The following is an 11,635-nucleotide window of genomic DNA, read 5'->3' on the forward strand; positions in this document are numbered from 1 at the left end:
CGATGGACGTGCATTTCCATGCGCATCACGCCGAGGTGTCCGCGCACATGCGCAAGCGCGCCGAGCGAGAGGTCCGGCGCGCGGCGCAGCGGATCCCGCGCGTGGTCGAGGCGATCGTCCGCTTCGAACAGGACGGGACGGTGCGACGGGTGAGCGTGACGCTCCGCGCGCCCCAGCACCACGACCTCGTCGCCAGCGGCGAGGGACGGTGGTTCGGACCGTCGCTCGCGCTCGCCCTTGCGCGCATCCGCACGCAGGCCGCGCGCGAGAAGCGGGCGCTCCCGAAGGGCCGGGCGCGCGAACTCGCGCGCGCCCGTTCCCGCGCCTGAGCCCGAACCGTCCATGGCCCCGCTGACCGTCGGCGCGTTCTACGAGCGCACCAAGGACCTGCTCGAGCTCTCCATGCTCGGCAGTCCCGAGGGCTTCACGCGCGAGGTGCCGTCGTCCGACGCGTCGGGCCCCGGCCTCGTCCTCGCCGGCTACACCGGTCGCTTCGTCCCCTCGCGCATCCAGGTGCTCGGCGAGACGGAGGTCAGCTATCTCCGGTCGCTCGACGACACCGAGCGCGCGCGGATCCTCGCCACCTTCCTTGGCTATCCCATCCCGTGCGTGATGGTGACCAAGGGGCTGGAGCTCCCGGCGGGCATGGACGAGGCGGCGAAGCAGGCGGGCGTCTCGATCCTCGTCTCGGCGCTCAAGACGGCGGAGTTCTACAACCGCATCACGCCGTTCCTCCTCGACGCGTTCGCCCCGCAGACCTCGCTGCATGGCTCGCTCGCCGACGTCTACGGCGTGGGACTCCTCTTCACCGGGGCGAGCGGCATCGGCAAGTCCGAGTGCGTGCTCGACCTCGTCGAGCGCGGCCATCGCCTCGTCGCCGACGATCTCGTGATCACGCGCCGCAAGGGGGCGGACGTCCTCATCGGCTCCGGGCACCCGCTCCAGCGCCACTACATGGAGATCCGCGGCATCGGCCTCATCGACGTGCGCTCGATCTTCGGGGTGCGGTCGGTGCGGCAGCAGAAGCGCATCGAGGTCGTGGTCGTCCTCCAGGAGTGGAAGGAGGGCATGGCGGTGGAGCGTACCGGGCTCGAGATGGAGCAGACGACGATCCTCGGGGTCGATATCCCGAAGATCACGGTGCCACTCAATCCCGGGAAGAACATCACGGTGATCGCGGAGGTGATCGCGATGAACCACCTGATGCGCTACAGCGGGCATGATCCGGCGCAGGCCTTCAACGAGCGCCTCAAGGGGCACATGCGCGAGAAGAAGGCCGATGTGCAGCGCTATCTCCTCGATGACGACGAGTGACCGATGAGTGACGGCGCCTCCGGCAGGACCCGGGCGGTCGTCGCGGGTCACGGCACCTTCGCCGAGGGGATCCGGTCCGCGGTCGAGCAGATCTCCGGGCGTGGCGACTGCTTCATCGCGGTGAGCAATGCCGGGCTCGGCCCCAGGGAGATCGAGACCGTCCTGCGCGAGGCGCTCGCGCGTTCGGGCGCGAGACTCATCTTCACCGACCTCCCCGCGGGGAGTTGCACGATGGCCGCGCGCCGACTCCAGCGCGAGGATCCGGCGTTGACCGTCGTCACCGGCGCCGCGCTCCCCACGATCCTCAGCTACGCCTGCGGCGGCGACCTCGGCAAGGCGGCCGAACAGGGCCGCGAGGCCCTCACCGTGCTCGAGGGCAAGCGTGACGCTTGAGCTCTTCCGCATCGATGACCGCCTGATCCACGGACAGGTCGTCGTCGGCTGGGGACAGCCGTGCACGCTCGGCTTCTTCGTCCTCGTGGACGATGACGTCGCCGCGTCGGAGTGGGAGCAGGAGCTCTACCGGATGGGGGTGCCGCCGGAGATGGACCTCCACTTCGAGTCGGTGGCGAGCGCCGCGGCGCGTCTGGCGGAGTACCGGCGGGATCCCCGCCCGGGCATGCTCCTCACGGGAGACATCGCGACGATGCAGCGGCTCGTCGCCGCGGCGCCCGGCATCCGGGCGGTGATGGTCGGCGGGATCCACCACAAGCCGGGACGCGCGCCGCGGCTCCGGTATGTCTTCCTGACGGCAGATGAGGAGCAGCGGCTGCGCGACCTCGCGGCCGCGGGCGTGACCGTCACCGCGCAGGACGTGCCGCAAGCCGCGGCGCTCCCGCTCGACGACCTCCTCCGCGGCGATGGGTCCGGCTGATGTCCCTCGCCGACCTCCTCCAGCTGCTGCCGCTCGCCGTCCTCGGCGCCGTGCTCGGCCTCGACGTCGTGAGCTTCCCGCAGGCGATGCTCTCGCGCCCGGTCGTCGCGGCGACGCTCGCGGGCGCGCTCATCGGCGAGCCGGGTCGGGGGCTGCTCATGGGGGTCGCGCTCGAGTTCTTCGCCCTCGAGTCGATGCCGTTCGGGGCCTCGCGCTACCCCGAGTGGGGCTCCGCCTCCGTGGTCGGCGGCGTGCTCTTCGCTCAGGTGCCTGAGGGCACCCCGTCGGCGATGAGCGTCGCCGCCCTCGCGGCGCTCGTCACCGCCGGGATCGGCGGATGGACGATGGTGATGCTGCGGCGGTGGAACGCGCACTGGGCCCGCAAACAGCAGGACCGCATCGCCCGCGGGTCGGGCAGCGCGGTCGTCGCGCTCCAGCTCTTCGGGATGTCGTCGGACCTGCTCCGCGGCGGCCTCCTCACGCTCCTCGCCCTCGTCGCGTTCGTCCCCATCCATCAGGCCGCGACCGCGACGGTGCGGGTCTCGCCGGTGCTGAGTCGGGCGGTCGTCGTCGCCATCGCCTCGGCGGTCGGACTTGCCGCGGTCTGGAAGGTCGTGCACGGGACCACCGGGGCACGCTGGTACCTGCTCGGCGGACTTGCGATCGGCTTCGGCCTCGCCGGGAGCATGCTGTGACCGCCCCCGCGAGCCCCCCAGTGGCCGGGCCGCCACCGCTCCCGTTGCGCGTCCGCGCCGCGATGCTCGTGCGGATGTTCGCGATCCAGGGCGTCTGGAACTACGAGACGATGCTCGGCAACGGCATCGCGTTCGCCCTCGAGCCCGCGCTGCGGCGCCTGCCCGGCGGGCGGAACGGCGAGCCCTATCGCCGCGCGATGGCGCGCCACAGCGGCTACTTCAACGCGCATCCGTACCTCGCCGCCGTCGCCGTAGGGGCGCTCGCGCGGGCCGAGCTCGACGGGGTCCCGGAGGCGCAGATCGAGCGATTCCGTGTCGCGGCCCCGGGCCCGCTCGGCTCCGTCGGCGATCGGCTCGTGTGGGCGGGGTGGGTCCCGCTCTGCTCCGCGATCGCGCTGCTCGCGTTCGGTCTCGGTGGCTCGCCGCTGACGGTGGTGCTGGTCTTCCTCGGCACGTACAATGCGCTGCATCTGGCCTTGCGCGTCTGGGGACTCCACGCGGGCTGGACGCACGGCCTTCGCGTGGCGCAGGCGCTGGGCAATCCGGTCCTCCGACAGGGGCCCGCGCACGTCGCGAGAGCCACCGCGCTCCTCGCCGGCGTGGCGCTCCCCGTGGCCGCGCAGGGCATCATCGGACCGGGGCGGGTGCTGTTGGGAGGCGTTCTCGCCGCGGTCGCGGCGGGAGCGGTGCTGGTGACGGTGCTGCACGGGCGGTTGGAGGGGTGGCGCCTCGCCACCCTCGCGCTGGCCGCCTTCGTCCTCTACGCGATGGTGCGCTGATGCCAGAACGTGCCGTGCAAGTGATCAATGCGAACGGGATCCATGCCCGTCCGGCCGCCGAGATCGTGAAGACCGCCGGCCGGTTCAAGGCCGACATCACCATCGCGAGCGACGACCTCGAGGTGAATGCGAAGAGCATCATGGGGGTGATGATGCTCGCCGCCGAGTGCGGGTCCACGGTCCGGCTGCGCGCCGAGGGCGCCGACGCCGAGGGTGCGCTCGAGGCGCTCGCGCTGCTCATCGCCAACAAGTTCGGGGAGCACTGAGTGGGCGCCACCACGCTGCACGGCGTCTCCGCCTCCCCCGGGATCGTGGTCGGGCCCGCCCACCTCCTGCGCTGGGAGGTGCCCGAGGTCCGGTCGCGCGTCATCGAGGATGGTGAGATCGACGCCGAGATCGCGCGTCTACGCGCGGCGATCGATGCGGCGGTGGAGCGCCTGCGCGGCGTGAAGGCCCGGGCCGAGGAGAATGCCGGCGCGGCGGAATCGATGATCTTCGAGGTGCAGATCGCCATCCTCGGCGATGTCGAACTGCGCACGCGCGTCGAGGCCCTCGTGCGGCAGAACCTCTCTGCCGAGAAGGCGTTCGACCTCGTGATGCTGGAGTGGCGCGAGCACTTCGGTCGCTCGACGAACCCGATGATGCGCGAGCGGGTCGGCGACCTGGTCGACGTGCACATCCGCCTCCTGTCGCTCCTGCTCGACCTCCCGGACCACGATCCCGTCGACCTCGAGCCGGGTTCGAACGCCATCCTCGTCACGCACGACCTGACGCCGAGTCTCACGATCCAGCTCGATCGGCGTGCGATCGCGGGGATCGCGACCGACGCCGGTACGCGCACCTCGCACGTCGCGATCCTCGCGCGATCGCTCGGCCTCCCCGCGGTGGTCGGCCTGATCGACGCGACGTCGAAGATCCAGATGGGCGATCGCGTGATCCTCGACGGGACCAACGGGACGCTCATCCCGCGTCCCACGGCGGCGGTGCTGGCCCAGTTCGCCGATCGCGCGCGCCGCGAGGCGGCGGCGCAGGCCGAGCTCGCGACGCTCGCCGACGCGGAGGCGGTGATGACCGACGGGACGCGCATCACCCTGCGGGCGAACGTCGACCTCCCCGACGAGGCGGTGAAGGCCGCCGAGAGCGGGGCGGCGGGCGTGGGGCTCATGCGCACCGAGTTCCTCGTGGTGGGGCGGACCGCGATGCCGACCGAAGAGGAGCAGGTCGAGGCGTACACGCGCGTGGTGAAGGCCTTCGCCGGCCATCCGGTGGTCATCCGCACGTACGACGTGGGAGGGGACAAGCTCCCCATCGGCGGATTCCCGCACGAGCCCAACCCGTTCCTCGGGTGGCGCGCGATCCGCATGTGCCTCGACGAGCCGGAGCTCTTCAAGGTCCAGCTGCGCGCCCTGCTGCGCGCGGCGGTCCACGGCGACGTCCGGATCATGCTCCCGTTGGTCGTCTCCGTCGACGAGGTCCGCCAGGCCCGCTACCTGTTGCAGGAGGCGGCGGAGGAGCTCGCGCGGAAGGGGATCCCGCACCGGACGGACGTCCCGCTCGGGGTGATGGTCGAGACCCCCGCGGCCGCGATGAGCGCCGACAGCTTCGCGAAGGACGTCGCCTTCTTCTCCATCGGCACGAACGACCTCGTGCAGTACACCCTCGCGGTCGATCGTGGCAACGCCTCGCTGGTGACGCGCTACACGCCGCTGCATCCGGCGGTGCTGCGGCTCATCGCGCGCACGGTCGCGGCGGCCCGTGCGGCGACGCTCGAAGTGAGCGTCTGTGGCGAGATGGCCTCGCAGCCGCTGATGGCATTCGCGTTGCTCGGACTCGGGGTGCACACGCTGAGCGTGTCGGCGAGCGGGATCCCGGCGGTCAAGCGGCTGGTCCGCGGCGTGAGCGCGGCGGCGGCCGCCGCTGCCGCCGACGCCGCGCTCGCGTGCGACACCGCACGTGAGGCCGAAGCGGTGCTCCGGAAAGCCCTCGGGGAACAGCTCGGCGAGGAGCTCCTCGATGGGTTGCTGGGGCTCGCCTAGTCGCGTTATCGTTCGGGGCGTGATTCTTGCGGCTGGCGTCTGGCGCCAGCCGTCTTGCTATCCCACCAACTCCTGACCCCATCTCCCGTGCTGCATCGCCATCTCTTCACGTCCGAATCGGTGACCGAAGGCCACCCGGACAAGGTCGCCGACCAGATCTCCGACGCGGTGCTCGACACGCTGCTCGCGCAGGACGCCTACTCGCGCGTCGCGTGCGAGACGATGGTCACCACCGGTCTCGCCACGATCTTCGGCGAGGTGACGACGGCGGCTTGGGCCGACCTCCGCGGCCTCGTCCGCGAGACCATCAAGAACATCGGCTACACCGAGGCGGGCATCGGCTTCGACGCGGACTCGTGTGCCGTGCTCAACTCGCTCGGCCAGCAGTCGCGCGACATCGGTCAGGGCGTCGACACCGGTGGCGCCGGCGACCAGGGCATGATGTTCGGCTTCGCCTGCGACGAGACCCCGGAGCTCATGCCGCTCCCGATCATGCTCGCCCACAAGCTCACGCATGCGCTCGCGGATCGTCGCAAGGACGGGACGCTCCCTTGGCTCCGGCCCGACGGCAAGTCGCAGGTGTCGGTCGTGTACGACAACGGGCGCCCGGTCGAGGTCGACACCGTCGTCATCTCCACGCAACACGCCGACACGGTCAAGAACAAGGCGATCCACGAGGCGGTGAAGCGCGACATCATCGAGGCCGTGATCCCCGAGGAACTCCGCGGCCGCAAGATGAAGGTCCACATCAACCCGACCGGCCGCTTCGTCGTCGGCGGCCCGCACGGCGACGCCGGCCTCACCGGTCGCAAGATCATCGTCGACACGTACGGCGGGTACGGCCGCCACGGCGGCGGCGCGTTCTCGGGCAAGGATCCGTCGAAGGTCGATCGCTCCGCCGCGTACGCCGCGCGGTGGGTCGCGAAGAACATCGTCGCCGCCAAGCTCGCGACCAAGTGCGAGGTGCAGGTCGCGTACGCCATCGGCGTCGCCAAGCCGGTCTCGGTCATGGTCGACACCTTCGGCACGAATACCGTCGACGAGGGGCGCATCATGAAGGCGGTGGAGGCGACGTTCGACCTCACGCCCAAGGCGATCATCGACGCGCTCGACCTGCGCAAGCCGATCTACGGCCCGACGGCCGCGTACGGCCACTTCGGCCGCGCGCCCGAGAAGGCGGAGCGGCTGGGCAAGAAGGTCTCCCTGTTCAGCTGGGAGCGGACCAACAAGGTGGCGGAGCTCAAGCGCGCTGTGCGCGCCTGAGCCGCCCCGGGAGGCGTCGTGGTCGAGGTGCTGGTCTCACGGCTCGGACTCGACGCCTCCTCGCAGGCGTACGTGGTGGTCCTGCAGGAGAAGGGGGGGGAGCGGGCGCTGCCGATCTGGATCGGGCGCCCGGAGGCCGAGGCGATCGCCGCGCACCTGGACGGCGTGAAGCGCGAGCGGCCCATGACGCATGACCTGGCCCAGGCCATCGTGCAGGGGCTCGGCGGCCTCCTGCGCCGCGTGCAGGTCGTCCGGGTGCACGAGGGCACCTTCTACGCCGAGTTGCACTTCACCAAGGCAGGAGCGCCCGTCGTGGTCGACGCGCGTCCCTCCGATGCCATCGCGTTGGCCCTCCGACTGGAGGCGCCGATCCTCGTCGCCGAGGCGCTCTTCCTCGACGATGACGACGAGGCCGACGGCCGCGATGAACCGCCCCCCGTCGATGACGGCGACCCGCTCTCCTCCGATGAACTCAAGCGACACCTCGCGCAGTTGCGCCCCGAGGACTTTGGCCGTTTCTCGCTGTAGCCTCGCCCTGCTGCTCGCGGGTGCCACGGCGTTCGTCGCGCCGACCGCGCCGCTCGCGGCACAGGCATCGCGCACCATCGAGGGGCGCATCTCGCTGCCAGGCCCCACCCCCGACGGCGTCGGGCTCGGCGGCGCCTGGGTGATCCTCCATCGGGTGGGGCCCGATACCGCGGGCCCGCTCGACTCGATGCGCACCGCGGCCAACGGACGCTACCGGTTCGCCTACCGCGCCTTCGGTGACACGCTCGCGGTCTACTTCGTGTCGACGAGTCGCGGCGGCGTCAACTACTTCACGCCGCCGGTCCGCGAGGCGGTGCTGCGCGGCGGCATGGCCGACCTCGTCGTCTACGACACCACCAGCGCGCCGATCCCCATCGCGGTGCGCGGGCGGCACCTCATCGTCACGGTCCCCGACTCGTCCACGCGCCGGACCCGCACCGTCGTCGAGGCGTTCGAGCTCAGCAACGACTCCTCGCTCACGCGCGTCGCCCGTGGGGACGCGGGCGTCACGTTCGATGCGGCCCTGCCGCCCGGCGTCACCGTGATCCAGTCGGGGCAGGGGGACATCTCCAGCGACGCGATCCGCGCGGTCGATGGTCGCGTGCAGGTGAACGCGCCGATCTCGCCGGGGATGCGGCAGCTGAGCTTCTCCTACGAGATCCCCGCGGACATGGATCCGTTCGAGGTGCTCATCGAGTCCCCGACGACGGTGCTCGAGGTGCTCGTCGAGGAGCCGAGTGCCGTCGTGAACGGCGCGGGGCTCGTCGCGGTCGATCCGGTCGAGATCGACGGGCGGCCGTTCAAGCGCTTCCTCGCGCAGGACGTGGACGCGGCGAAGACCTTCGCGATCACGATCCCGCCCGCTGCGGCATCGACGAGCCTCCGCGTGATGCTCGTCGTCACCGGCATCGGCGCCGCGATGCTCCTCGGGCTTGGCATGGTGATGCTGCGGCGCGGCCCCGGCCTCGCGTCGCGGCGAGAGGCCGATCCCGAGGCGCTCGCACTCGAGGCCGCGGCGCTCGACGCGGCATACGAGCAGCTCGCGGCACCGACCGAGCAGCAGAAGGCCGAGCACTATCTGGCGCGCGCGCGCATCAAGGGCCGGCTCGCGGCCGCGCTTGCCAAGCGGGACGGCCTGTCGTAGACTCCGCTCCACAACTGAAGGCGAACGCGGGACACGGAAGCCGGTGACATGCCGGCGCGGCCCCGCCACTGTATCGGGCAGCAGCAGACGTCCGCTCAACACCAGCCACTGGGTCACCGACCCGGGAAGGCGAGCGCGACGGCCCGGAGCCAGGAGACGACCCACGTTCGCGCCACATCCGGACCCTCGGGGGAGGGTCGGTGGCGTCGGCGCTCGGCCGTCCGCTGTGGGACGCGCCCCGCCACGTGCATCGAGGCTCCTTCGGCATCCCGAAGGAGCTTTTTCGTTCGATGCGTCCCAGACCCGTTCATCCTCGCCCGCGCGGCCGCGCCGCGCGCCGCGTCGTGGCAGGGTTCGCCATCGCGACCGCTGTCGCGGCCGGCTTCGTGATTGCCTGCGCGCCGGCCAAGGACGTCCATGACGACGTCGCCCGCGATGATCTCGGTGACACCATCCCGATGGCCCTCGTCGCGCAGCGCATCGTCTCGCTCAATCCGGTCACCACCGAGCTGCTCCTCGCGCTCGGCGAGGGGCGGCGGCTCGTCGGCCGCACGCACTGGGACGCCTTCAGTGATCAAGCCCGCGCGATCCCGGACGTCGGCGACGGGATGATGCCGAACGTCGAGGCGGTGCTCGGCCAGCGCCCGGATCTCGTCGTGCTGTACGCGACCGAGTCCAATCGTGCCGCCGCGACCCAACTGCGGCGCGCCGGCGTGGCGACCCTCTCCTATCGCACCGATCACGTTGCTGATCTCCCGCGGGTCGCGGCCGTGCTCGCTGCCGCGATCGGCCGTCGCGGCGAGTCGGGCGCGGTGGTCGACTCGGTGTTCGACCGTCTGGACTCGCTCCGGGCGGTTCCGGTGCCCACCGCGCGTGTCCGCGCCTTCTGGCATGTCTGGGACTCGCCGGTGATGACCATCGGGAAGGGGAGCTATCTCTCCGAGCTGCTCGTGATCGCGGGCGGCGACAACGTCTTCGCTGATCTGGAGGCCCCGTCGCCGCAGGTCTCGCTGGAGGAGATCGCGAAGCGCGATCCCGACGTCATCCTCGCGGGGCCGACCAGCGCGAGGGCCATCGCGCAGCACGAGGGCTGGCGCGCCATTCGTGCGGTGCGCGAGGGCCGCATCCTCATCATCGACACGATGATCGTCGGGCGCCCCGGCGTTCGGATGGGCGAAGCGGCGCAGCACCTGCGTGCGCTCCTCTATCCGGAGGAGACACGGTGAGCTCCGCGCCCCGCGTGCTCTGGTTCGCGCTCCTCGCCGCGCTCCTCGCGGCAGTGACGCTCGGCCTTGCCGTGGGAGCGGTGCCGCTCGCGCCCGATGACGTCTGGCGCGCACTCCTCGGCGCGGGTGATCCGGCGACCATCGCGATCGTGCGCGACCTGCGACTGCCGCGCATCGCGCTGGGCCTCGTGGTCGGCGCGGGCCTCGCCGCGAGTGGCACGGCGCTGCAGTCGACGTTGCGCAATCCGCTCGCCGAGCCATACCTGCTCGGCGTGTCCGGCGGCGCGGCGGTCGGCGCGGTCGTCGCCGTGACGCTCGACCTGTCCGCGCCCGGTCTGGTGCCGCTCGCGGCGTTCGGAGGCGCCGCGGGGGCGGTCCTCCTCGTGCTGCTCGTCGCGCGCGCCGCCGGCGGTCGTGCGGATCCGCGTCTGCTCCTCATGGCCGGCGTCGTCGTCGGCGCGTTCTGCACGTCGGCCATCATGGTGGCCCTCGCGACCGCGCCGGATGACACGGTGCGCGGGGCGCTCTGGTGGATGATGGGCTCGCTCGGCGACGCGCAGTGGGACGGCGTGCGCTGGATCGCCCTCTACGTCGCGCTCGGGATCGCGCTGCTCGCGCTCTGGGGGCGTGATCTCGACGTGCTCGCCCTGGGCGAGGAGGCGGCGGCCTCGCTGGGGCTCGACGTCGAGCGCGTCACGCGCCGGATCTACCTCACGGCGTCGCTGCTCGCCGCCGCCACCGTGGCCGGCGCGGGGCTCATCGGTTTCGTCGGTCTCATCGTCCCGGCCATCGCGCGCGCGCTCGGATGTCGCGGCGCACGGGCGACCGTGCTCGCGAGCGCGCTCGCCGGCGGCACGCTCGTCGTGCTCGCTGACCTCGGGGCGCGCACCGCGATGGCGCCGGCCGAGCTCCCGCTTGGCGCCGTGACCGCGCTCGTCGGCGTGCCGTTCTTCCTCTGGCGCCTCCGCGCGGGGGTGACACGGTGATCGTCTTCGACGAGGTCGTGCTCGGCTACGGAGGCGAGGAGCCGACAGTGCGTGGGGTGTCGTTCACGGCGGAAGCCGGACGCATCACCGCGGTCGTGGGTCCCAACGGTTCCGGCAAGAGCACGCTGGTGCGAGCGTTGCTCGGTCGGCTCGCGCCCCGTAGCGGACGCGTCCTGTTGGACGGCGCACCGATCGCCACGCTCGAACGGCGTGCCGTCGCCGCGACGATGGCCGTCGTCCCGCAGCGCGAGGAGCCGGCCTTCCCGATGGACGTGCGAGACTTCGTCGCGCTCGGGCGGTATCCGCACGGCGGCGCCTTCAGCGGACACTCGCCTGCCGACCATGCGGCGATCGCGCATGCCGTCGATCGTGCCGGCGTGCGCATCTTCCTCGACCGTCGCACCGACGAGCTCTCGGGCGGCGAGTGGCAGCGCGTGCGCATCGCGCGCGCGCTCGCGCAGGGCGGCCGCGCGCTCGTGCTGGACGAGCCCACGACCTTCCTCGACATCGCGCACGAGATGGCGGTGTTCGAACTGCTCGACGCCCTCGCGCGCGCGGGCCACGCGATCCTCCTCGTGAGTCACCAGCTGAATCTCGTGGCCCGCTTCGCGGACCACATCGTGTTGCTCCACCACGGCAGCATCGCCGCATCGGGGACGCCCGGCGAGGTGATGCGCGGGGAAGTGCTCGAACGGGTCTACGAGTGGCCACTCGTCGTCTCGCGCGATCCCGCCGTGGGGGCGCCCGTGCTCGTGCCCCTTCGGGGACGCGGCACCCGCTGACCGCATCG

At 71.7% G+C, this 11,635-nt stretch carries 14 protein-coding genes and 1 riboswitch; all 14 genes read left to right on the top strand.

What is annotated here, in order from left to right; all coding sequences use genetic code 11:
• Positions 1 to 2 precede the first annotated feature (2 nt).
• Entirely contained in the window at positions 3 to 329 is a 327-nt protein-coding gene (locus IPJ78_09290; protein MBK7906749.1) for an HPF/RaiA family ribosome-associated protein, read from the top strand.
• Positions 330 to 342: 13 nt separating this feature from the next.
• Positions 343 to 1,314, top strand: a complete 972-nt coding sequence (hprK, locus tag IPJ78_09295) for an HPr(Ser) kinase/phosphatase (GenBank protein ID MBK7906750.1) — start codon at positions 343 to 345, stop codon at positions 1,312 to 1,314.
• A 3-nt stretch (positions 1,315 to 1,317) separates the two neighbouring features.
• Positions 1,318 to 1,707: a hypothetical protein gene (locus IPJ78_09300; GenBank protein MBK7906751.1), complete on the top strand. Its 390-nt coding sequence runs from the start codon at positions 1,318 to 1,320 to the stop codon at positions 1,705 to 1,707.
• Complete coding sequence (locus IPJ78_09305) at positions 1,697 to 2,188, top strand: PTS sugar transporter subunit IIB (protein ID MBK7906752.1); 492 nt, start codon at positions 1,697 to 1,699, stop codon at positions 2,186 to 2,188. The genes IPJ78_09300 and IPJ78_09305 overlap by 11 nt, the downstream gene beginning before the upstream one ends.
• A complete protein-coding gene (locus IPJ78_09310; GenBank protein ID MBK7906753.1) occupies positions 2,188 to 2,883 on the top strand; it encodes a PTS sugar transporter subunit IIC in 696 nt (231 codons plus the stop codon). Before IPJ78_09305 ends, IPJ78_09310 begins: the two co-directional genes overlap by 1 nt.
• A gap of 20 nt (positions 2,884 to 2,903) precedes the next feature.
• Positions 2,904 to 3,662, top strand: coding sequence for a PTS system mannose/fructose/sorbose family transporter subunit IID (locus tag IPJ78_09315; protein ID MBK7906754.1), 759 nt, complete (start codon positions 2,904 to 2,906; stop codon positions 3,660 to 3,662).
• Positions 3,662 to 3,928: an HPr family phosphocarrier protein gene (locus IPJ78_09320; protein ID MBK7906755.1), complete on the top strand. Its 267-nt coding sequence runs from the start codon at positions 3,662 to 3,664 to the stop codon at positions 3,926 to 3,928. The genes IPJ78_09315 and IPJ78_09320 overlap by 1 nt, the downstream gene beginning before the upstream one ends.
• Positions 3,929 to 5,698 carry a phosphoenolpyruvate--protein phosphotransferase gene (gene ptsP / locus IPJ78_09325; protein ID MBK7906756.1) on the top strand — a complete coding sequence of 590 codons (1,770 nt, stop codon included), beginning with the start codon at positions 3,929 to 3,931 and terminating at the stop codon, positions 5,696 to 5,698.
• 90 nt (positions 5,699 to 5,788) lie between these two features.
• Positions 5,789 to 6,961 (top strand): methionine adenosyltransferase, encoded by a 1,173-nt coding sequence (locus IPJ78_09330; protein MBK7906757.1) that lies wholly within the window; start codon positions 5,789 to 5,791, stop codon positions 6,959 to 6,961.
• Positions 6,962 to 6,979: 18 nt separating this feature from the next.
• Positions 6,980 to 7,489 (top strand): bifunctional nuclease family protein, encoded by a 510-nt coding sequence (locus IPJ78_09335; protein MBK7906758.1) that lies wholly within the window; start codon positions 6,980 to 6,982, stop codon positions 7,487 to 7,489.
• Positions 7,470 to 8,633, top strand: a complete 1,164-nt coding sequence (locus tag IPJ78_09340; protein MBK7906759.1) for a hypothetical protein — start codon at positions 7,470 to 7,472, stop codon at positions 8,631 to 8,633. Before IPJ78_09335 ends, IPJ78_09340 begins: the two co-directional genes overlap by 20 nt.
• A 35-nt stretch (positions 8,634 to 8,668) precedes the next feature.
• Positions 8,669 to 8,791: riboswitch (cobalamin riboswitch) on the top strand.
• A 132-nt stretch (positions 8,792 to 8,923) separates the two neighbouring features.
• Positions 8,924 to 9,859, top strand: coding sequence for an ABC transporter substrate-binding protein (locus tag IPJ78_09345; GenBank protein ID MBK7906760.1), 936 nt, complete (start codon positions 8,924 to 8,926; stop codon positions 9,857 to 9,859).
• A complete protein-coding gene (locus IPJ78_09350) occupies positions 9,856 to 10,845 on the top strand; it encodes an iron ABC transporter permease (GenBank protein MBK7906761.1) in 990 nt (329 codons plus the stop codon). Before IPJ78_09345 ends, IPJ78_09350 begins: the two co-directional genes overlap by 4 nt.
• Positions 10,842 to 11,627, top strand: a complete 786-nt coding sequence (locus IPJ78_09355; protein ID MBK7906762.1) for an ABC transporter ATP-binding protein — start codon at positions 10,842 to 10,844, stop codon at positions 11,625 to 11,627. Before IPJ78_09350 ends, IPJ78_09355 begins: the two co-directional genes overlap by 4 nt.
• Positions 11,628 to 11,635: the final 8 nt, after the last annotated feature.

The sequence above is a fragment of the Gemmatimonadota bacterium genome, from assembly GCA_016714015.1.
GTDB lineage: Bacteria > Gemmatimonadota > Gemmatimonadetes > Gemmatimonadales > Gemmatimonadaceae > Pseudogemmatithrix.